This window comes from Streptomyces xanthochromogenes, assembly GCF_014650455.1.
Taxonomy (GTDB): Bacteria; Actinomycetota; Actinomycetes; order Streptomycetales; family Streptomycetaceae; genus Streptomyces; species Streptomyces xanthochromogenes.
In genome coordinates, this window is record NZ_BMUZ01000008.1 from 97465 (window position 1) to 118465 (window position 21001).

At 73.4% G+C, this 21001-nt stretch carries 19 protein-coding genes and 1 riboswitch; of the genes, 12 read left to right on the forward strand and 7 right to left on the reverse strand.

All coding sequences use genetic code 11. The annotated features are described in order from the left end of the window. Positions 1–86: 86 nt before the first annotated feature. Positions 87–246: riboswitch (cyclic di-AMP (ydaO/yuaA leader) on the forward strand. Positions 247–259: 13 nt separating this feature from the next. Both IE267_RS21300 and IE267_RS21305 read left to right on the forward strand, forming a co-directional pair. Beyond that, positions 260–1024: a M23 family metallopeptidase gene (locus IE267_RS21300; protein ID WP_161245480.1), complete on the forward strand. Its 765-nt coding sequence runs from the start codon at positions 260–262 to the stop codon at positions 1022–1024. A gap of 181 nt (positions 1025–1205) precedes the next feature. After that, positions 1206–1883, forward strand: coding sequence for a GntR family transcriptional regulator (locus tag IE267_RS21305; protein ID WP_167152816.1), 678 nt, complete (start codon positions 1206–1208; stop codon positions 1881–1883). 173 nt (positions 1884–2056) lie between these two features. Here the strand turns inward: IE267_RS21305 and IE267_RS21310 are convergent, their stop codons facing one another. Then, complete coding sequence (locus IE267_RS21310) at positions 2057–2338, reverse strand: HPr family phosphocarrier protein (RefSeq protein WP_161245482.1); 282 nt, start codon at positions 2336–2338, stop codon at positions 2057–2059. A 152-nt stretch (positions 2339–2490) separates the two neighbouring features. Between IE267_RS21310 and IE267_RS21315 the strand changes: the two genes are divergently transcribed. From IE267_RS21315 to IE267_RS21350, 8 genes are all read left to right on the forward strand, one after another. Next, on the forward strand, positions 2491–5376 hold the full coding sequence (locus IE267_RS21315; protein ID WP_189764269.1) for a bifunctional acetate--CoA ligase family protein/GNAT family N-acetyltransferase: 2886 nt from the start codon (positions 2491–2493) through the stop codon (positions 5374–5376). 50 nt (positions 5377–5426) lie between these two features. Beyond that, the gene (locus IE267_RS21320) at positions 5427–6014 is read left to right on the forward strand and encodes a DUF5998 family protein (protein WP_100576078.1); all 588 of its coding nucleotides are present in this window, start codon (positions 5427–5429) and stop codon (positions 6012–6014) included. Continuing rightward, a complete protein-coding gene (locus IE267_RS21325; RefSeq protein ID WP_189764270.1) occupies positions 6014–7201 on the forward strand; it encodes an alkaline phosphatase family protein in 1188 nt (395 codons plus the stop codon). The genes IE267_RS21320 and IE267_RS21325 overlap by 1 nt, the downstream gene beginning before the upstream one ends. 38 nt (positions 7202–7239) lie before the next feature. After that, a complete protein-coding gene (locus IE267_RS21330; RefSeq protein WP_167152813.1) occupies positions 7240–7923 on the forward strand; it encodes a thymidine kinase in 684 nt (227 codons plus the stop codon). A gap of 132 nt (positions 7924–8055) precedes the next feature. After that, a complete protein-coding gene (locus IE267_RS21335; RefSeq protein ID WP_167152812.1) occupies positions 8056–8193 on the forward strand; it encodes a hypothetical protein in 138 nt (45 codons plus the stop codon). 96 nt (positions 8194–8289) lie between these two features. Beyond that, on the forward strand, positions 8290–9492 hold the full coding sequence (locus tag IE267_RS21340) for a hypothetical protein (RefSeq protein WP_189764271.1): 1203 nt from the start codon (positions 8290–8292) through the stop codon (positions 9490–9492). Further along, positions 9489–11693, forward strand: a complete 2205-nt coding sequence (locus IE267_RS21345) for a tetratricopeptide repeat protein (RefSeq protein WP_189764272.1) — start codon at positions 9489–9491, stop codon at positions 11691–11693. Before IE267_RS21340 ends, IE267_RS21345 begins: the two co-directional genes overlap by 4 nt. Next, the gene (locus tag IE267_RS21350) at positions 11677–12207 is read left to right on the forward strand and encodes a flavin reductase family protein (protein WP_189764273.1); all 531 of its coding nucleotides are present in this window, start codon (positions 11677–11679) and stop codon (positions 12205–12207) included. The genes IE267_RS21345 and IE267_RS21350 overlap by 17 nt, the downstream gene beginning before the upstream one ends. Here IE267_RS21350 and IE267_RS21355 read toward each other — a convergent pair. The 3 genes from IE267_RS21355 to IE267_RS21365 form a co-directional block, all read right to left on the reverse strand. Beyond that, entirely contained in the window at positions 12170–12616 is a 447-nt protein-coding gene (locus tag IE267_RS21355; RefSeq protein WP_167152808.1) for a helix-turn-helix domain-containing protein, read from the reverse strand. The genes IE267_RS21350 and IE267_RS21355 overlap by 38 nt on opposite strands. Positions 12617–12797: 181 nt before the next feature. Further along, positions 12798–13526: an IclR family transcriptional regulator gene (locus tag IE267_RS21360; RefSeq protein WP_189764274.1), complete on the reverse strand. Its 729-nt coding sequence runs from the start codon at positions 13524–13526 to the stop codon at positions 12798–12800. Positions 13527–13696: 170 nt separating this feature from the next. Further along, on the reverse strand, positions 13697–14470 hold the full coding sequence (locus IE267_RS21365) for a VOC family protein (RefSeq protein ID WP_161248679.1): 774 nt from the start codon (positions 14468–14470) through the stop codon (positions 13697–13699). Between the two features lie 212 nt (positions 14471–14682). Between IE267_RS21365 and IE267_RS21370 the strand changes: the two genes are divergently transcribed. Beyond that, on the forward strand, positions 14683–15531 hold the full coding sequence (locus tag IE267_RS21370) for a sulfurtransferase (protein ID WP_167152807.1): 849 nt from the start codon (positions 14683–14685) through the stop codon (positions 15529–15531). Between the two features lie 104 nt (positions 15532–15635). Here IE267_RS21370 and sepH read toward each other — a convergent pair whose 3' ends face one another. Further along, the gene (gene sepH, locus IE267_RS21375; RefSeq protein ID WP_167152806.1) at positions 15636–16682 is read right to left on the reverse strand and encodes a septation protein SepH; all 1047 of its coding nucleotides are present in this window, start codon (positions 16680–16682) and stop codon (positions 15636–15638) included. A gap of 498 nt (positions 16683–17180) precedes the next feature. Between sepH and IE267_RS21380 the strand changes: the two genes are divergently transcribed. After that, positions 17181–18317, forward strand: a complete 1137-nt coding sequence (locus IE267_RS21380; RefSeq protein WP_229861356.1) for a hypothetical protein — start codon at positions 17181–17183, stop codon at positions 18315–18317. Between the two features lie 31 nt (positions 18318–18348). Here the strand turns inward: IE267_RS21380 and IE267_RS21385 are convergent, their stop codons facing one another. Together IE267_RS21385 and IE267_RS21390 are read right to left on the reverse strand one after the other, a co-directional pair. Then, complete coding sequence (locus IE267_RS21385) at positions 18349–19668, reverse strand: D-arabinono-1,4-lactone oxidase (RefSeq protein ID WP_189764275.1); 1320 nt, start codon at positions 19666–19668, stop codon at positions 18349–18351. Next, positions 19637–20875 (reverse strand): MFS transporter, encoded by a 1239-nt coding sequence (locus tag IE267_RS21390; protein WP_167152803.1) that lies wholly within the window; start codon positions 20873–20875, stop codon positions 19637–19639. Before IE267_RS21390 ends, IE267_RS21385 begins: the two co-directional genes overlap by 32 nt. Positions 20876–21001 lie beyond the last annotated feature (126 nt).

The following is a 21001-nucleotide window of genomic DNA, read 5'->3' on the forward strand; positions in this document are numbered from 1 at the left end:
AAATCCTGTGTGTGTTTGGTGATTGAAAGACGGTCCGTTTAGCGTCGGTCCCGCTGTCCGTCACCACCCGTCGCAGCCGCGGCACCGGACAGTGATCGCCGAGTCCCCGATGGCGCGAGCCAGGGGAGCCGGGGACCCACTCAGTCCCTGGGGTGAATCGGACGCCTCCGCCCGCGGGGGAGCCCGTAGGAGACCTTCCTGCTCCGAACCCGTCAGCTAACCCGGTAGGCGAGATGGAAGGAAAGGACACCGCCGCTACATGGCGTTCACCCGTGCCACCGGGAAGCACCGCGCGCCCAGCCGAATGACGCGCCGCAGCGCGAACATCGCGGGCATCGCCACCCTGGCCACCGCCGGAGTCGTAGGCACCCTCGCCTCCCCGGCCGTCGCCGCCCCGAGCTCCACCACCGACACCGGCCTCAGCCAGGCCATCGTGATCGGCGACTCGATCGCCGACCAGCTGGGCGCCCAGGCCGACGCCCAGAAGCAGGCCGCCGCGAAGGCCCGGGCGAAGGCCGAGGCCGAGGCCGCCGCCAAGCGCAAGGCCGAGCAGCGCGCCCAGGAGGCGCGCGAGGCCAAGGAGCGCGCCGCGCGTGAGGCGGAGCGCAAGCGCCTCAACTCGTTCGTGGCGCCCATATCCGGCAGCTATGTGTCCACCGGCTACAAGACGGGCGGATCGCTGTGGTCCTCCGGCAGCCACACCGGCATCGACTTCCACGCGGGGATCGGCACGTCGGTCCACGCGGTGGGTCTGGGCACGGTCGTCGAGACCGGTGACGGTGGCGCCTACGGCAACAACGTCGTGATCAGGATGCACGACGGCACGTACACGCAGTACGGGCACCTGTCCGTCATCCAGGTCTCCGTCGGCCAGTCCGTCGAGCCCGGCCAGCAGATCGCGCTGTCGGGCAACACCGGCAACACCACCGGCCCGCACCTGCACTTCGAGGCCCGCACCGGTCCGGAGTACGGCTCGGACATCGATCCGATCGCCTACCTGCGCTCGCACGGCGTCAACGTCTGAGACGTCACCGACGCTCCCCGCGCACCCCGAAGGCCCCCGGCACACCGCCGGGGGCCTTCGCCTTTGGCCAAAAGATATGCCTTGGTTCCGGCCCGTCACGTGGAATTAACAAGGCCTGCAATAGAGTCGCGAAAAAGCATTGGTCGACCGCGTTCCGCGGGGAATGAAGCGGAGGTTCGCCATGCGCATTCCGGCGCATTCGGTATGCACGGCCATACGCGACGACATCGTCACGGGTGTCTTCGAGCGCGGCGGCCGGCTGACCGAGGAAGTCCTCGCCCGCCGTTACGGGGTCTCGCGCGTCCCGGTCCGCGAGGCATTGCGCACCCTGGAGTCCGAGGGGTTCGTCACCACCCGCAGACACGCCGGTGCCTGTGTGGCCGAGCCCACCGAGGTGGAGGCCGCCGACCTCCTCGAACTGCGCGTCCTGCTCGAACCGCTGGCCGCGGCCCGGGCCGCGCGCCGCCGCACCGAGGCCCATCTCAAGGTGCTGCGCGGCCTGGTGAGGCTGGGTCAGGACCGGGCCAGGCGGGGCCAGGGCGAGGATCTGCGCTCGCTCGGCGGCTGGTACCACGAGACGCTCGCCCAGGCCTCCGCGAGCCCCGGACTCATCGCGATGCTGACGCAACTGCGGCACAAGGTGGCCTGGATGTACGCGGTCGAGACGCCGGCCCGACCCACCGAGGCCTGGGCCGAACTCGGTGCGATCACCGACGCGGTGACCCGGGGCGACGCCGAACGCGCCCGCTCGCTCACGGCCGTCGCCGCCGAGCGGTCCTTTTCCGCCCATCGGCTGCGCACGGCGGCGCCGGTGAGAACTCCGCAACATCCCGTCAACACGGCGAGCGCCCGCGGTTAACACCGGGGCCGTATACAAAGAAGGCGTATTCGGGGGCGGCACAGTGCTGCCCGGAATTGTTGAGCCCGCCCGGCGATCCGCGGGAAACAAACGGAAAAGCAAAAGGACCGCCGAGCCCCGATACGGGTTCCGCGGTCCTTCGGTGTGATGCCGACGGCGTGGTGCCGACTGGATCAGACGGTCTCGGGGAGCTCCTCGAGACCCTCGGCGACCAGCTTGGCCAGCCGGTCGAGCGCGGCGTCCGCGCCCTCGGCGTCGGAGGCCAGCACGATCTCCTCGCCGCCCTGCGCACCCAGACCGAGCACCGCGAGCATGGACGCGGCGTTGACCGGGTCGCCGCCGGCCTTGGCGATCGTCATGGGGACTCCGGCAGCCGTGGCGGCACGGACGAAGATGGACGCGGGGCGGGCGTGCAGGCCCTCGGCCCAGCCGACGTTGACGCGGCGCTCAGCCATGGTGTTGCCCTTCGAAATCTCTGACGGTTGTCTAGACCAGTCTCTCACGGGGTGTGCGGTGCTCGTACCGACCTTAGGCCCCAGTGTGCCGCCGATCGGCCCTCCCCACCTTGCCCCGCCCCGCACGGCCCCGCGACCCGTACGCTTTCGGTATGACGACGGCGTCCGACCCCGCGTACCCGGCTCACTGGGAGGCCGACGTGGTGCTGCGCGACGGCGGCACCGCGCGCATCAGGCCCATCACCACCGAGGACGCCGAGCGCCTGGTCTCCTTCTACGAGCTCGTCTCGGACGAGTCGAAGTACTACCGCTTCTTCGCGCCCTACCCCCGGCTCTCCGCCAAGGACGTCCACCGCTTCACCCATCACGACTACGTCGACCGGGTCGGCCTGGCGGCCACCATCGGCGGCGAGTTCATCGCGACCGTGCGCTACGACCGGATCAACGCCCAGGGCCGCCCCGCCTCCGCCCCGGCCGACGAGGCCGAGGTCGCCTTCCTGGTCCAGGACGCCCACCAGGGCCGGGGGGTCGCCTCCACGCTGCTGGAACACATCGCGGCGGTCGCCCGCGAGCGCGGGATCAGGCGGTTCGCGGCCGAGGTGCTGCCCGCCAACAGCAAGATGATCAAGGTGTTCACGGACGCCGGCTACCAGCAGAAGCGGTCCTTCGAGGACGGCTCGGTCCACCTCACCCTGGATCTGGAGCCCACCGCGGAGTCGCTCGCCGTGCAGCGCGCCCGTGAGCACCGCGCCGAGGCGCGCTCCGTGCAGCGCCTGCTCTCGCCCGGCTCGGTCGCGGTCGTCGGAGCCGGCCGCGCTCCCGGCGGCGTCGGCCGTGCGGTGCTGCGCAACGTCCTGGACGCCGGGTTCACCGGGCGCACGTACGCGGTGAACAGCGCGCTCGGTCCCGGGCCGCACGCGATCGAGGGCGTCCCGGCGTACACCTCCGTCGGCGCGATCGGCGAACCGGTGGATCTCGCGATCCTCGCGGTCCCCGCCGAACGGGTGCCCGAGGCCGTCGCCGACTGCGGCGAGCACGGCGTCCAGAGCCTGGTCGTCCTGTCGGCCGAGTACGCGGAGAGCGGCGAGAGCGGCCGCGAGCGCCAGCGCGCCCTGGTCCGCCAGGCCCGCAGTCACGGGATGCGGCTGATCGGTCCCAACGCGTTCGGGATCATCAACACCGCGCCCGGGGTGCGCCTCAACGCCTCGCTCGCCCCCGAGGCGCCGCCCGCCGGACGCATCGGCCTGTTCACCCAGTCCGGCGCGATCGGCATCGCCCTCCTGTCGGGCCTCTACCGGCGGGGCGCGGGCCTGTCCACGTTCATCTCCTCCGGCAACCGCGCGGACCTGTCGGGCAACGACTTCCTGCAGTACTGGTACGAGGACCCCGACACCGACGTGGTGCTGCTCTACCTCGAATCCATCGGCAACCCGCGCAAGTTCACCCGGCTCGCCCGGCGTACCGCCGCCGCGAAGCCCGTCGTGGTCGTCAAGGGCGCCCGGCACAGCGGCACCACCCCGCCGGGCCACGCCGTCCCGGTGACGAAGGTGCCGGACGCCACGGTCTCGGCGCTGCTGCGCCAGGCGGGCGTCATCCTGGTCGGCACCGTCACCGAGCTCGTGGACGCCGGCCTGCTCCTGGCGGGCCAGCCGCTGCCCGCGGGCCCGCGCGTGGCGATCCTCGGCAACTCCGAGTCCCTCGGCCTGCTGACGTACGACGCCTGCCTGACCGAAGGGCTGCGTCCGCTGCGGCCGCTCGACCTGACGACCGGAGCGACCCCGGCGGACTTCCGGGCGGCGCTGGCCGCGGCCCTGGCCGACGACGACTGCGACGCGGTCGTGGTGACCGCCATCCCCTGGGTCGGCGAGAGCGGAGCGCTGGAGTCCGGCGACGGCCAGGTCCTCGCCGACGCCCTGCGCGCGGCGGCGGCCGCCGCCCCCGCGAAGCCGGTGGCGGTGGTCCACGTGGAAATCGGCGGCCTGGCCGAGGCCCTCTCGGCGGCGGCCCGTACGGTCCGGCCAACTCCGTTGCTCTCTTCTGCCCCGGCTCAACCAGTGCCGCACGATCCAGCCCCTCCGGCGTTCGAGGAGCGGGGGTCCGGGGGCGGAGCCCCTGGCAGCCCCACCGGCGGGCAGCCGGAGAACGACCCACCCCCGCCCCGTGAGGCACACCGCATTCCCGCCTACCCCGCCGCGGAGCGAGCGGTCCGCGCGCTGGCCGAGGCCGTGCGCTACGCCCGCTGGCGGCGCGAGTCCGCCGAGCCCGGCAGGGCGGGGGAGTACGACGACATCGACGAGCCGGGCGCCGCCGCGCTGATCGACCGCATCCTCGGCCCCGCCCCCGACGCCCGCGGCACCACCCTGTCCACCGAGGACGCCGGGGAACTGCTCGGCCGGTACGGCATCCCCGTGCGCCCCACCCTGCCCGCACCCGACGCGGCCCGTGCCGTCGAGGCGGCGGCCCGCCTCGGCTATCCCGTCGCGCTCAAGACCACCGCCCCGCACCTGCGCCACCGCCCCGACCTCGGCGGCGTACGCCTCGACCTCGCGGACGAGCACCAACTCGCCCGTGCATATGCCGAATTGACGGCCGCCCTCGGCAAGCCCGAGGAACTGGGGCCCGTCGTGCAGGCCATGGTTCCGCGCGGGGTGGACACCGTCGTGCGCGCCTCGATCGACTCCGCGGTCGGCGCGGTGCTGTCCTTCGGACTGTCCGGCGCCGCCTCCGAGCTGCTCGGCGACACCGCGCACCGCCTCATCCCCGCCACCGACCGTGACGCCCGTGAACTGCTGAGATCCATCCGCACGGCACCGCTCCTGTTCGGCTGGCGGGGTTCCGCTCCCGTCGACACCGCGGCCCTCGAAGAACTGCTGCTGCGGGTGTCGCGGCTGGTCGACGACCATCCCGAGGTGGTCGCGGTGGGCCTGGAGCCCGTCATCGTCGCCCAGCGGGGCCTCTCGGTGCTCGGCGCGACCGTCCGCCTGGCCCCCGCTCCACCCCGTACCGACCTCGGCCCCCGACGCCTGCCCAGCTACTGACCGGCGTCCGCCGGGCCGTCCGCCCCCGGCGGGAGCTTAGGATGGACCCCATGGCGAAGACCGGTACGACGACCCAGGGGCTCCGCGCGGCGATCGAGCGCAGCGGCTACTACCCGGCCCTTGTGGCCGAGGCGGTGGAGGCCGCGGTCGGGGGCGAACCGATCGCGTCGTACCTGGTGCACCAGGAGACCACCTTCGACGCCAACGAGGTACGCCGTCATGTGACGGTCCTCGTGCTCACGGACAACCGCTTCATCGTCAGCCACACCGACGAGCAGAACGCCGACACCAGCTCCCCGACGCCGTACGCGACCACCTCCACGGAGTCCGTGAAGCTCGGCCGGATCTCGTCCGTCGTGATGAGCCGCGTCGTCGCCAACCCGGAGTCCTACACACCGGGCACCCTGCCCCGCGAGGTCGTCCTGACCATCGGCTGGGGCGCGGTCGCCCGGATCGACCTGGAGCCCGCCGCCTGCGGCGACCCGAACTGCGACGCCGACCACGGCTACACGGGCAACTCCACCGCCGACGACCTGAGCCTGCGCGTCAGCGAGGCCGGCGACGGCCCCGACACGGTCCGCCAGACGCTGGCCTTCGCGCAGGCCCTGTCCGAGGCGACCGCGGCGGCCGGCCGCTGATGGCGCAGCCCGCCTGGCAGGATCCCGAACCCCTCGCCCTCGACACCGCACCCGTCCCCGAGTACGGCACCGGATCGCTCGCCGATCTGCTGCCCACCCTCGTGGCGGGCCAGGGCGTACCCGGATTCGAGCCGCGCATCGCCGAGCTCGCGCCCGCCGACCGCAACTGCGTCTTCCTGATCGACGGCCTCGGCTGGGAGCAGATCAAGGCGCACCCCGACGAGGCGCCCTATCTGCATGCGCTGCTCGCCACCTCGCGCGGCGGCACCGGCCGGCCCATAACCGCCGGGTTCCCCGCCACCACCGCGACCTCGCTCGCCTCGGTCGGCACCGGCCTCGCCCCCGGCGAGCACGGGCTGCCCGGCTACACCGCGCGCAATCCCGACAGCGGCGCGCTGATGAACCAGCTCCGCTGGAAGCCGTGGACCGACCCGCACACCTGGCAGCCCCACCCCACCGTCTTCCAGCTCGCCGACCGGGCGGGCGTGCACACCGCCCAGGTGTCCTCGCCGGACTTCGAGCACACCCCGCTCACCAAGGTCGCACTCAGCGGCGGCACCTTCCGCGGCCGGCTCTCCGGCGAGGAGCGCATGGACCTGGCGGCGGAGCAACTCGCCGCCGGTGACCGGTCGTTGGTGTACACGTACTACTCCGACGTCGACGGCAAGGGCCACCGATTCGGCGTGGACTCGGACGCCTGGCGCGGCCAGCTGATGTACGTCGACCGGCTCGCCCAGCGCCTGGCCGAGCAACTGCCGCCGCGCGCGGCCCTGTACGTCACGGCCGACCACGGCATGATCGACATCCCCTTCGACGAGCAGTCCCGCATCGACTTCGACGAGGACTGGGAGCTGCGCGCGGGCGTCGCCCTGCTCGGCGGTGAGGGCCGGGCCCGCCATGTGTACGCGGTGCCGGGCGCCGCCCCGGACGTGCTGACCTGCTGGCGCGAGGTGCTCGGCGAGCAGTTCTGGGTGGCGGGCCGCGACGAGGCGATCGCCGCGGGCTGGTTCGGCCCCCGGATCGACGAGCGGGTGTACGGCCGGATCGGCGACGTGGTCGCCGCCGCCCGGGACGACGTCGTCATCACCGCGTCCCAGCGCGAGCCCCACGAGTCCCTGATGGTCGGCAACCACGGCTCGATGACCCCGGTGGAACAGCTCGTACCGCTCCTCGAAGTACGCTCGTAACCACCCCCCCCCACGATCTGAAAGGCCGTCACCTTCCCATGCCCGAGCTGGTGTTCTTCTCCGGAACGATGGACTGCGGAAAGAGCACCCTCGCTCTTCAGATCGAGCACAACCGCTCGGCGCGCGGGCTCCAGGGCATGATCTTCACCCGGGACGACCGGGCCGGCGAGGGCAAGCTGTCCTCGCGGCTGGGCCTGGTGACCGACGCGGTCGAGGCCGCCGACGGCTTCGACTTCTACGGCCATCTCGTCGCCCACCTGTCCAAGGGGGGCCGCTGCGACTACGTCATCGCGGACGAGGCCCAGTTCCTCGCGCCCGAGCAGATCGACCAGCTCGCCAAGGTCGTCGACGACCTCGAACTCGACGTCTTCGCCTTCGGCATCACCACCGACTTCCGCTCGAAGCTGTTCCCCGGCTCGCAGCGGCTGGTCGAACTCGCCGACCGGGTCGAGGTGCTCCAGGTCGAGGCACTGTGCTGGTGCGGCGCCCGCGCCACCCACAACGCCCGCACCATCGGCGGCCGGATGGTCGTCGAGGGCGCCCAGGTCGTCGTCGGCGACGTCAACCAGGCCGCCGACGAGATCGGCTACGAGGTGCTGTGCCGGCGCCATCACCGCCGCCGCACGACGGCCGCCGCGGCCCGCGCCGCCGCCCTCTCCCCGGATGTGCTCCCGGTCGACGCGGTCGACGCCGAGGCGCAGGGCCCGGCTGTCCGCGCCTGAGGCACCGGGCCCGAAAGGCCCTGAGGGCGCGGCCCAACAGGCCCTGGAAACAAGCCTGTTCGCCGTTCGTCCGGCAGACGGTACGAAGGTGTTCGGCATCGGTTCGCCCGAACACCACGACCGCCCCGGCCCGTGTACTCCTGGGGTGTCGCCGCCGTCGCGGCCGACTCCCTCAAGGAGGACACCATGAAGAAGATCATCGTGCGCAAGACCGGCTCGATCCGTCTGACCGCACCGTGCCAGACCCACTACAACCTGTTCGCCTTCTGACCGGCACGCTCCACGACGTGTGCGCAGCGGGGCCCGCGCCTTCATCCGGGGGCGCGGGCCCCGTCCCGATCCCGTACACCTACCGGGAGGCGTCCCGTGCTGCTCGACCGTCCCCTCTCCTTCCACCGGCTGAGTTTCGTGCCCGACGGCGACGGCGTCCTGGTCGGCCGGCCGGACACCGACGACTTCGCCGTACTGCCGCCCGACGGGGCCGCCGCGCTGCGGCGCATGACCGAGGGCCACTCTCCCGCGCAGGCTGCCGCCTGGTACGCGGAGCACTACGGGGAACAGCTGGACATGGCCGACTTCCTCGACACCCTCGGCGAGCTCGGCTTCCTGCGCGGCGCCGACGAGGCCGACCCGCAGGAATCCGGTCCCGATGCCCCGGTCCGCTTCCAGCGGCTCGCCCGAGTCGTCTTCTCGCGGCCCGCGCTCGGCTGCTACGGCCTCCTCGTCGCGGCCTGGCTCGCCGTCATCGCCACCACCCCGGACCTCGCGCCCCACCCGGGCCAGGTCTTCTGGACCGACTCGCTGCTCCTGGTCCAACTCGTCGTGGTGTTCGGCCAGTTGCCCTTCGTCGGGCTGCACGAGGCCTGCCACGTCCTGGCCGGGCGCCGGCTCGGGCTGCCCAGCGAACTCGGCATGGGCACCCGGCTGTACATCGTGGTCTTCGAGACCCGGATGAACGGCCTGCTCACCGTCGAGCGCCGCAAACGGTATCTGCCGTTCCTCGCCGGGATGCTGATCGACCTGGTGGTGGTGAGCGCCCTCGGCCTGACCGCATTCTGGCTGCGCGGCCCCGACGGCGCCGAGCCGGCCGCCGGGCGGCTGCTTCTGGCGATGGCGTTCCCGATCCTGATCCGCTGCGGTTACCAGCTCTTCCTGTTCCTGGAGACGGACGTCTACTACGTCTTCGCCACCGCGCTCGGCTGCCACGATCTGCACGCGGCCACCCGCGCCCTCGTCCTGAACCGGCTGCGCCGCCTCGCCCGGCGCCCGGGCCGCACGGACCTGACCCAGTGGACCGAGCGGGACCTCGCCGTCGCCCGCTGGTACGCCCCGTTCTTCACCCTCGGGGTGGCGGTCCTCCTCGCCCTGGCGCCGCTGGTGTTCGTGCCCCTGTTCGTGCGGACCGTACAGCTGCTCGCGGACGGGATCTCCTCGGCGGGCAGCGGACTGCCGTTCTGGGACAGCCTGGTGTTCGCCGCGCTCAACCTCGTGCAGATCGCCTTCTGGGCCTGGCTGACCGTGCGGGTCCACGTCCGTCGCCGCCGAACCGCCCGGGGAGTCACGTCATGACCGCTCGTCACCTCCACATCACCGGCGCCCGCGCCGCCGACCGCAGGGCCGTGCTCGACGCCGCGGGGCCCTTCGCCTTCACCACCACCTGCCACCAGTGGCTGCGCGGCCCCTGCACCGCGCTCACCGCGCTGCTCCGCCGCCAGGTGCCCGAGGCCTGGCAGGCCTGGCCCGACCTCGTCGACGAGCACCGGACGGCCCTGCTCTACCTCGTGCCCGAACTGGCCGAGCACATCGGGCCGCCCCCGCCCTCGCTGGTGAACGACACCCCGCACGAGGAACGCACCCGGTACTTCGCCGAACGCATGATCCGCGCCACCAGCCACGGCGTCGTCGACTTCCTGCTCGCCCACGCCCGCCGCCGCCCCGGCCCGCCGCTCACCCTCGCCTTCGACGACGTGCACGCGGCCTCCGGCACCGAGCAGGAGTTCCTCGCCCTGCTCCTGCGGCGGGCCGACCCCGGGGTGCTGCGGGTCGCGGTGGCGGCGGGGGAGGGGCCCCTGCTCCCCGAACTCGTCGCCGCGACCGGGGAGTTCACCGAGCTCCTGGTCGCAGCCCCGGCATCGCGCCCCGCTCCCGCGCCCGACGCCCGCGGCTACGTCCGCTCGGACTGCACCGGCGACGACCCCGCGGCGTACGCGGCCTACCGGGCGCTGCCCGCTGAGGTCCGGGCCGCGCTGCACGACGAGCGCGCCGCCGAACTGGAAGCCCGTCCCGATCGCGGCCTGCTGATCGGCGCGATCCCCAACCACCGTGAGCGCGGCGCCGATCCGCACGGCGCGGGCCGCCGCGCGCTGCGCACCGCACTCGAACTGTGCGTGGCGATCGGCTACTCGCAGGCGACCGTCGACCTCGGCATGCGCGGCCGCGCCCTGTGCGACCCGGACACCGACGCCGAGGACTACTGCCACTTCACCGCCAAGGCCGCCAGCGCGCTGGTGCCGCTGGGCCGCTACGAGGAGTGCGTGACCCTGTACCGCGAGCTGCGCCGCCGCTACCCGACACCCCGGGTGCAGATGTCGACCAGCTACGCGCTCGCCGTGCTGCACACCCGCTTCCTGGAGCCGAGGGACCACGACCTGGCCCTGGAGCACATGAACAACGCCCGGGCGCTGGCCGCTCTGGAGCCCGATCCGGTCCTGGGCGCCTACTACCAGGTCTTCCAGGACAACGGGCTCGCCCTGGTCGCGATGCACCGCGGCGACCTGGAGCTCTCCCACGAGCTCACCACGCGCGGCATCGCGCGCCTGGAGCGCGAACTGCCGCCCGACCGCTATGTGGTGCACCGCTCCCAGCTCCTGCACAACCGGGCCCGGGTGCGCTTCGCGCTCGGCCGTCTGGAGGAGGCGCACGCCGACTTCACCGAACTGATCGCCCGGGACCCGCACTACGTCGAGTACCACATGGACCGCGCCGACGTCCGCCGCGGCCTGGGGGATCTGGCGGGCGCGCTCGCCGGGTACGACCGGGCCGTCGAGGTCTCGGTGCCGATGCCCGAGCTCTTCCACAACCGCGGCGGTGTGCGGGCCGAGGCGGGGGACGTCGAAGGGGCGCTCGCCGACTTCGCGCGCGCCCTCGATCTGGAGCCGGCCGAGCCGGCGCCCCGGCTCGCCCGGGCGGCCCTCCTGATCGAGGCCGACCGGCCCCGCGAGGCGCTCGCCGACCTCCGCGCGGGCCTCGCCCTGCACGGCGAGGACGCCCGCCTGCTGTGCCTCACGGGCCTGGCCGAACAGGCCCTGGGGGAACCGGAGTCGGCCCGTGCCGCCTACGACCGGGCGCTGGCGGCCGACCCGTCGAACGTACCGGCGCTGACGGACCGCGCGGTGCTCAGCTTCGAGCAGGGCGACCCGCTCGGGGCGGTCGCCGACCTGACGGCGGCCCTCGCCCTGGGCGGCGAAGACCCCGACGTGCTCTACAACCGGGGCTTCGCCCTGGCGGCCGCGGGCGAGCCCGCCCAGGCGCTGGCCGACTTCAGCCGCGCCCTCGCGCTGCCCGGCGCGGACCTCGCGGGGCTCCTCTGCCGCCGGGCGGAGTGCCTGGCCCGGCTCGGCGAGAGCCGCCGGGCGGCCGGCGACCTGCACGACCTGCTGCGGCTGCACGGCGCGGGTCTGCTGCCGAACGCCGAACCGGCCGAGGCGCTCGGCCTGTTGGACGGGCTGGCGGCGGGCGTGGGAGGCGGGCGCGATGACGGTGGATGCTGACGCCTTCCGGGCGGCCATGGCCCGGGTGGCGGGACCGGTCGCCGTGGTCACCGTGCGCGATGCGCACGGGGTGCCCCACGGCATGACCGTGAGCTCGTTCTGCTCGCTCTCCCTCGAACCGTCGCTCGTCCTGTTCTGCGTGGCCGGCGACGCCTCCTGCCACCGGGTGCTGCGCACGGCACGCCACTGGTGCGTGAGCGTGCTCGCGGCCGGACAGGAGGACATCGCGCGGCGGTTCGCCGCCCGGGGCGAGGACCGCTTCGCCGGACCGGGGCTCGACACCCTCGGCGGTCTTCCGGCGGTACGGGGCTCGCTCGCCCGGCTCCTGTGCGCGTACGAAGGCGTCATCCCGGCCGGTGACCACAGCATGGTGACCGGCCGGGTCGTGGAGGTCCAACTGCCCCCCGCACAGGCCCCGTTGGTGTACCACGCACGCGGCTACCGCACCCTCGCCCCGGCAGCCGCGCGCGCGGAGCTCAGCGGGTCCCGCGGCGCACGGCAGCCCACAGGATGACCACGGCGAGCGTGGCCGGAACGCCCAGCACGAAGCCGAGCACCGCCGCCGCGCCGTCGCCGAGTCCGGCACCGGACGTCACCGCGACGGCCTCGCGCGGCGTGTGCGGCGGGTCCGGATCGCGGCCGAGCAGCGCCGTCGCCCGCTCGGCGAGCGCCTGGCGGCGCAGCCGGGCGAGCGTGCCGCCGGGGATGTCGAGCGCCGCTTCCAGGGCCGTGTCCAGGTCCGGTGGCGGCAGCCGTCTGCCCTGCTCGTAGTCGGAGATCGGACTGTGCGCGGACAGGCCGACGCGGCGGGCCAGGACGCGCATCGACTGCCCGGTCTCGATCCGCTTGCGGCGCAGCAGCCGGGCGAGCTCTCCCGCCGCTGCGCCGGGCGGTCGGTCCGGCTTCCCGGACGCGGCCGTCATGCGCCGCCTCCGCCCACGAGGCGGCCGGCGCCCCACACTTCGGGCGCCACCACCCACACCACCACGGCCGCCAGAACATGGAAGTTCCGGCGCCGTGCACTGTTTCCCCCGCTCATCGCTTTCCCCCTCGGGTCGCGGCATTGTGTGCCGATGGAAGACTGGCCCGCGGGGCCGGTCGCTGTCATGCGCGGTTCCACTGAGCGGAACGCCCGGTGCGCAGGACGCCGCTGATGGCGCATCCGGCCTGCCGCACCGCCTCCGAGAACCGCTCCAGCGGACCCTCGGGGCCGACGAGCGCGCACACCGCGGCCACCGGACGGCCCCGCGGCCCGAGCACCGGGGCGGCCACACAGCTGACCCCTTCGACGAGCTCCTGCCGGTCGAAGGCGATGCCCCGCTCCTGGATCGAGGCCGCCTCCCACCGCCAGCCCGGGGGCAGGGGACCGAGCAGGGGGTTGGGCCGGGCCTCGGCGACGAGCAGCTTGCCCGCGGCCGTCGCCCACGGAAAGACCGAGCCCGCCCGGACCGGCAGCCGCGCGTCGAGCTCGCCGGGGGAGGCCTGCGCGATCAGGGTCCGGCCCTCCCAGAGCACCGCGAGCGTCACCGTCGCACCGGTCGCCGTCGCGAGCCGGCGCAGCGGGGCCCGTGCCGCGGCCCCGAGCCGGGGGTGGGGCTGCCAGGCCTGGCCGAGGCGGAAGAGCTTGGGACCCATCCGGTACTGGCCCCGGGTCCGCTCCACGGCGCCGAGTTCCGTCAGCTGCTGGAGCAGGCGGTGGGCGGTGGCCTTCGGCAGCCCGCTCTCCACGGCCAGCCGGGTCACCCCGGCCTGCCCCAGTCGTTCGATCGCGCCGAGCAGTGCGAAGGCGCCTTCCAGCACACTGCGCGCCCCGGGCCGTGCCGCGTCCCTCATGCGTATCCCCCCGGCGGCCAGTGTCCCGCGCGGGCGCCGCGACGGAACCCCTCGCGGCCGGGCGCCCGGAAGGACGGGGGCGCCTTGCGTACGCCACGGTGGACCGGGCGCGTGCCCCGGCTCGGCCGGCGGCAACTACCCCGGTGGACGGGGGAGTTGGATCGGTCGCCTCACAGGAGCGACCGTACGAGGGTGAACACCGCCCCCTCCGGGTCGGCGACCGTCGCCTGTCGTCCGCTCGCTCCCTCGCGGGGCTGCTGGAGCACCTGGCCGCCGAGCTCGGCGACCCGTCCGGCCGACTCGTCGACGTCGGCGACCTCGAAGTGCGTCATCCAGTGCGCGCCCCGGTCGCGCGGCAGCGCGTTGCCCACGCCGTGCAGCGAGGCGACGGGCTGCCCGTCCAGGTGCAGGGTCACGTAGTCGAAGTCGGCCGAGACGACCGGCTCCAGGTCATAGCCGAACACGGCCTGGTAGAACTTGCCGACGGACGAGGTCTCGCGGGTGACCAGCTCGTTCCAGGCGGGGGTGCCGGGCGCGCCCGCGACGCCGGCCCCGATGTGCTCGCCGCCCTGCCAGATCCCGAACACGGCCCCCGCCGGGTCCGAGGCGATCGCCATCCGGCCGGCCTCGCCCGCGTCCAGCGGGCCGACCCCGACGGTGCCGCCGCAGTGCCGGATGGTCTCGGCCGTCGCGTCCGCGTCGTCGGCCGCCAGATAGGTGGTCCAGGCGATCGGCAGATGCCGGTCGGGCGGCAGCTGGCCGATGCCGGCCACCTCCTCGCCGTCGAGCAGTGCGCGGACGTAGGGGCCGAGCTGCTGCGGCCCCGGCCGGAACTCCCAGCCGAACAGTGCCCCGTAGAACTCCTGGGTCGCGGCCAGACCGTGCACCATGAGGCTCACCCAGCAGGGCGTGCCAGGTGTGCGCCGGGTCTCCGACTGGGTCATCGTCACTCTCTCCTCGGCCGTCGCCATACTGCTGCTCGCGGATGCGGTCCAGGGAACCTGCGCACCCGGGCCGATGCTTCCACCACCTTCGCCGGAGCGCGCCCCGGCCGCGCCGCTTTTGGCGCGTTCCCGCAGGAGGTTGCCCGCTTTGGGGCTTCTCATCCTTTTCCTGCGCGTTACCTTGCCGGTGGACTCTGCGCGAGGATGACCCCATGAATGCCATCATCACCGCACCCGAACTCGCGGCCGAGACGGCCGGTCCCCGGCCGCCGGTCCTGCTCGACATCCGCTGGCAGCTGAGCATGGCGAAGGCGGCCGGCGCGCCCGCGTTCGACGGCCGCGCCGAGTACGAGGCCGGACATCTGCCCGGCGCCGTGTTCGTCGACCTGGACGCGGAACTGGCCGGGCCGCCCGGATCCGGTGGCCGTCATCCGCTGCCGGACGTGGCCGAATTCGGCCGGGTGATGCGCCGGGCGGGCGTGACGGCCGGCGCGCCCGTCGTCGTGTACGACGGCGGCCAGGGCTGGGCGGCGGCCCGGGCGTGGTGGCTGCTGCGCTGGACCGGCCATCAGGACGTCCGCGTCCTCGACGGCGGCCTCGCCGCCTGGACCGGCGAGCTGACCACCGAGGTCCCCGCGCCCGCCGAGGGTGACTTCCGGCCCGAGCCGGGCGCGCTCGAACTCCTCGACGCGGACGGGGCGGCGGAACTCGCCCGCACCGGGGTGCTGCTCGATGCCCGCGCGGCGGAGCGCTACCGCGGCGACGTGGAGCCGATCGACCGGGTCGGCGGGCACATCCCGGGCGCCCTCTCGGCGCCGACCACCGAGAACGTGGGCCCGGACGGCAGGCTGCTGCCCGCCGGCGAACTGGCCGCCCGTTTCAAGGCGCTCGGCGTCTCGGGCACCGAGGTCGGCGTGTACTGCGGCTCCGGTGTCTCCGGCGCCCACGAGGTGCTGGCCCTGGCCGTCGCGGGCATCCCGGCCGCCCTGTACGCCGGGTCGTGGTCGCAGTGGTCCTCGGACGAGTCCCGCCCGGTGGCGACGGGCCCCGACCCGCAGTAGCGCACGGGGCGCCCGGCCGGTGACCGCGCAGCTGCGCCGGGCCCGCACGCGGACTGCGTGCGGGCCCGGCGCCTGCCTGTCCCGGCGACCGCCCTGCTGGGCGGCTAGTCCTGCTTCTTGCGCCGCGTACCGAACACGATCTCGTCCCAGCTCGGCACCGCGGCCCGTCGTCCGGGGCGCACTCCGTCGGCCTCGGCCTGACGGTCGGTGGTGCCGGTGAGCCGGTCGCGGTGACCTGCCACGGTGCGGGGCATCAGGACGTCCGCGTACGCCGAGCCCGCTCCCGCCGAGGCGGCCGGTGCGGGCGGTTCCTCGATCTCGGGCTCGATGGACGGTTCGGTCTCGGGCGGCTCGGGCGGGGCCGAGGGGCGCTCGGGCACGACCATGTCGCCGCGGAAGCTCGGCACGGCTTCGAGCAGGCTGGTGAGCGAGTCGCTCTCCTCCACCACCGGCTCGGGCGGCGGGGGCGCCGGACGCTCCAACTGCCGGTCCAGGGCGCGGTCGAGCGGCCGGTCCCTGGGCAGCCGGGCGATCCGGGGCACGAACGGGAAGCTCGGCTCGGGCACCGTGGTGATGGTGTCGTCGGACTCGCCGATCAGCGAGCGGGCCTCGCCGTCGACGGCCTGGACGAGCCGGCGCGGCGGGTCGTAGGTCCAGCTCGCGGAGTGCGGCTCGCCCGCGACCAGGTAGACGAGCAGGACTTCCCAGGTGCCGTCGTCGCGGCGCCAGGAGTCCCACTGCACGCTGTCCTTGTCGGCGCCGCGCAGCAGCAGCCGCTCCTGCACGGCCTCGCCGAGCTGGGGGCCGGTGTTCTCGCCCGGACGCCGCACCGGAGTCTTCCGCGCCCGCTCCGCCATGAAGGCGCGCTCGGCGAGGACGGGGCCTTCGAACCGGCGTACGCGGTCGACCGGGATCCCGGCGAGCTGGGCGACCTCCTCGGCGGAGGCACCGGCTCGTATGCGCGCCTGGATGTCGCGCGGGCGGAGGTGGCTCTCCACCTCGATCTCGATCTGTCCGAGGCGGGCTCGGTCGTTGCGCACAGCGGCCCGGAGCCGCTCGTCGATCGGAAGCGTGTACTCCGTGCTGTCCGCAGCCTTGAGCACCAGTCGTGTGCCGTCGTTGGAGACGGCCACGACACGCAGTTCGGGCATGGGGACCTCCCGGGTGGTGCCTGCCGACGTCACGTGCGTCGCTGCTTCCGCTAGTCGAGTGTGGCCTGCCCGGGTGCAGCCTGCCACAACATTGCCGAGTTGCCCGGCGTGTCGGGCATGGGCCCTGGAACGCCGTTATGGCACGGTTACCTATTCGCAACGCAGAGTGACCGGGCTGGTCACTCTGTGCAGCAGGCCCCCGTACGGTGCCGCGGCGCCGCCGGTTCGAGTGCCGCGTTCGGCCCCCTCCCGCAGTCCCGGATACCCGTGTGGGACCCGGGGCCCAGGGCTCGCCACAGTACTCCATTCGGGCCACCTGGGTGGACCGGCGCGCCGCCGAAGTTCTCGTGGCGTACGGGAGTTGAACCTGCCCCGAAGCAGCCGTCCCAGGCCCCCACGTGTCCTGCTTCACACAATCCCCGGAACCGGAACTATTCCTTTCGCTCAAATGTCCTTTCTCAGTGCAAGACGGAACAGAAGGGCGAACAAGGGCTGGGCATGAGTGACAAGCCGGACTCCGGGACGGACGAGAAGAAGCGCATCGATCTGAGCGTGCCCCAAGTGGCGGGCAGCGCGCTCGCCGCGGTCGCCGCGGCGGTGCTCGCCTCCACGCTGGGCGTGTACGGGACGTTCATCGGCGCCGGTGTCGTGAGCGTGGTCGCCACCTGCGGCGGCACGGTCTTCCAGCACTTCTTCAAACGGACCGGCGAGCAGTTGCGCGAGGTGACGGTCCAGGCCAAGGTCGGCGCGCGCCAGGTGCCGGTGCTCTCCCCCTACAAGGGTCGGGACGAGAGGACGGCGGAGCCGGGGACCGGCGCCGACCGCACGCGGATGCTGCCGCGCACCGACGCCGAGCGCACGCAGATGCTCGGCCGGGTCGACGAGGACCGCACGCGGATGCTGCCGCAGGCCGACGCGGACCGCACCCAGATGCTCGGCCGGGTCGACGAGGACCGCACGCGGATGCTGCCGCAGGCCGACGCGGACCGCACGCAGATGCTCGGGCGGGTCGACGAGGACCGTACGCAGATGCTGCCGCAGGCGGACACGGACCGGACCCGGATGCTGAAGTCGGTCGGCGGGAATCCGCTGCCGCCCGGCGCGGCGGGTGCCAAGGAGTTCAACGAGGCGACCGTGCACGGCTCCCGGCTGCGCGGCTGGAAGCGCCCGCTGCTGGCGGCGGCCGTGGTCTTCGGGGTCTCGATGGGCGGCATCACCGTCTACGAGGTGCTCTCCGGCGGTGAGGTCGGCGGCAACGGGGGCGGGACGACGCTGACGTCGGTGTTCACCGGAGGCTCCAAGAAGCAGCAGCCGCAGCCGCCGTCGGACCCGGGCGGCGACTGGGGTGACAAGTCGCCCGGCACCGGTACCGGCACCGGCGGGTCGCCGAGCCCGAGCGGGAGCAACGAGAAGGGGACGACCGGGGGAGGCTCCGGCACGAGCGACCCCACGTCCTCGCCGTCCCCCTCCACGTCGCACGGTTCGGGCTCCGACTCCGGCTCGGGCACCGGCTCGGGCGGCACCACCCCGACCCCGACGCCCACCCCGTCCGGTTCGAAGAGCACCGGAACCGACAAGGGCACCACCGACCCGGGCACCCCGGACCCGAAGTCCGGCGCGAGCACCGCCCCTTAGGGCCCGGGCCGCAGAGACCGGGCCACCCGGATCAGTCGCCGAGCACCCGCCGCAGATACGCGTTGGCGAAGCGACGGTCCGGGTCGAGCCGGTCGCGCAGGGCGGTGAACTCGGTGAAGCGCGGGTAGACCTCCGCGAAGTAGGCCGCGTCACGCGTGTGGATCTTGCCCCAGTGGGGGCGCCCCGCGTGCGCGGTCATGATCCGTTCGACCGCGGTGAAGTACGCCTGGTACGGCGTGCCCCGGTACATGTGCACGGCGATGTACGCGGTCTCGCGACCGGAGGCGGTGGAGAGCGCGATGTCGTCGGCGGGCGCGGTGCGCACCTCCACCGGGAAGCTCACCCGCAGCGGCGACCGCTCCACCAGGGCCTTCACTTCGCGCAGTGCTCCGACGACCGCCTCGCGCGGCAGGGCGTACTCCATCTCCACGAAGCGCACCCGGCGCGGGCTGGTGAAGACCTTGTACGGGATGTCGGTGTAGGTGCGGGCGGAGAGCGCGCGGCTGGAGACCTTCGCGACGGCCGGGATGGTGGCCGGCACCGCCCGGCCGAGCGAACACACCACCTGGAAAAGGCCGTTGGACATGAATTCGTCATCGATCCACCCCCGGACCTTCCCGGGCGGCGCGGCCGGTCCTGCGCTGCGGTTGTTGCGCTTGGTGTTGCAGTTGCCGGTGTGCGGGAACCAGTAGAACTCGAAGTGCTCGTTCTCCGTGTAGAGCTCCTCGAAGTCGGCGGTGACCTGGTCGAAGGCCATCGGCTCCTCGCGGGCCGTGAGCAGGAAGACCGGCTCCACGGCGAAGGTGATGGCGGTGACGATGCCGAGCGCGCCGAGACCGATCCGGGCCGCCGCGAAGACCGCTCGCTCCTCTTCGGTCCCCTTCTCGGAGCACGTCAGCAGCGAGCCGTCGGCGGTGACCAGCTCAAGTGCCGTGATCTGGGCGGCGATCGAGGCCGAATCGCGCCCGGTGCCGTGTGTGCCGGTGCTGGTGGCGCCCGCCACCGTCTGCTCCATGATGTCGCCCATGTTCGTGAGCGACAGGCCTTCCCTCGCGAGCACCGCGTTCAGCCGCTTCAGCGGGGTGCCGGCCTCCACCGTGACGGTCATCGCGGCGCGGTCGATCTCGCGGATGCCGGTCAGCAGGTCGGGACGTATGAGCACGCCGTCGGTGGCGGCCGTCGCCGTGAAGGAGTGGCCGGTGCCGACCGCCTTCACCGTCAGGCCCTGTTCGGCGGCGCGGCGCACGGCCTCGGCCAGTTCGGCCGCGGAGGCCGGGGACACTTCCCTTGTCGGTCGCGCGGTGACGTTCCCCGCCCAGTTACGCCAGGTGCTGCCGTTCGCTCCGCTCATCTGCTTCGAGCCCCTCCCGATGCGTCACCGGCCTGCGAAGCCGGCGGTACCCCGAGAACGCCACCGCCGCCGCGAGCGTTCCCGACACGCCGGCCACCAGGTACCCCGCCTGCGCGCCCGCCGCGTCCACCACCCAACCGGCGGCGGAGGAGCCGAGCGCCACACCGACCGCGAGCCCGGTACTGGTCCAGGTCATGCCCTCGGTGAGTTTGCTGCGCGGTACGTGCTGCTCGACGAGGGCCATCGTCGTCACCATCGTCGGTGCGATGAAGAGGCCCGCGACAAAGAGCGCCACGGCGAGGAACGGCAGGTTCCCGGCCAGTTGGAGCGGGATCATACTCACCGCCATCGCGCAGACACCCGCCAGCCACCTGGTGGACGCCGCCCCCTTGAGGCGCAGCAGCCCGAAGACGGCCCCCGCGAGGCAGGAGCCGAGCGCGTACACGGCGAGGACGAGGCTGGCCAGCGCCTTGTGACCGCGCTCGTCGGCGAAGGCCACGGTGACCACGTCGACCGAGCCGAAGATCGCGCCGGTGGCGACGAACGTGGCGACGAGGACCTGGAGTCCGCGCGAGCTCAGCGCCGAACGGCCACTCGTGTGCTCGTGCGGATGCGGCACGGGCTCGGTGCCGCGCTGGGCGGTCAGCCAGAAGACGCCGACGACCAGGAAGCAGGCGGCGATCAGGGGCCCCGCCTCGGCGAACCAGGCGGTGGAGAGCCCGATGGACAGGATCGGCCCCAGGATGAAGCACAGCTCGTCGACGATCGACTCCCACGAGTACGCCGTGTGCAGGTTCTGGGCGTCACCGCGGTAGATCGCGGCCCAGCGGGCCCGGACCATCGAGCCGACGCTGGGAACACAGCCCGCGCCCGCCGCGAAGACGAACAGGGTCCAGTCCGGCGCGCTCTGCTGGGCGCAGACCAGCAGTCCGGTGACGGCGGCGACGGCGGCCAGGGTTGCCGGGCGCAGCACCCGGCGCTGGCCGTGCCGGTCGACGAGCCGGGATATCTGGGGGCCGATCACGGCGGCCGACATGGCGAGCGTCGCCGACAGCGCCCCGGCCAGGCCGTAGCGGCCGGTGAGCTGGGAGACCATCGTCACGACGCCGATGCCCATCATCGACAGCGGCATCCGGCCGAGCAGGCCTGCGGCGGAGAACCCCTTGGTGCCGGGGGCGGCGAAGATCGCGCGGTAGGGACTGGGCAACGGGGCTCCGGTGGTCCGGCGTGACGCGTGCCGGCGCGGCGCGTGCCATCGTGACGCGCGCCATCGTGACGCGTGTAATTAATTCCTAAAGCTTACGACGCTGAAGTAGCGTCCCGCACCGCCTTT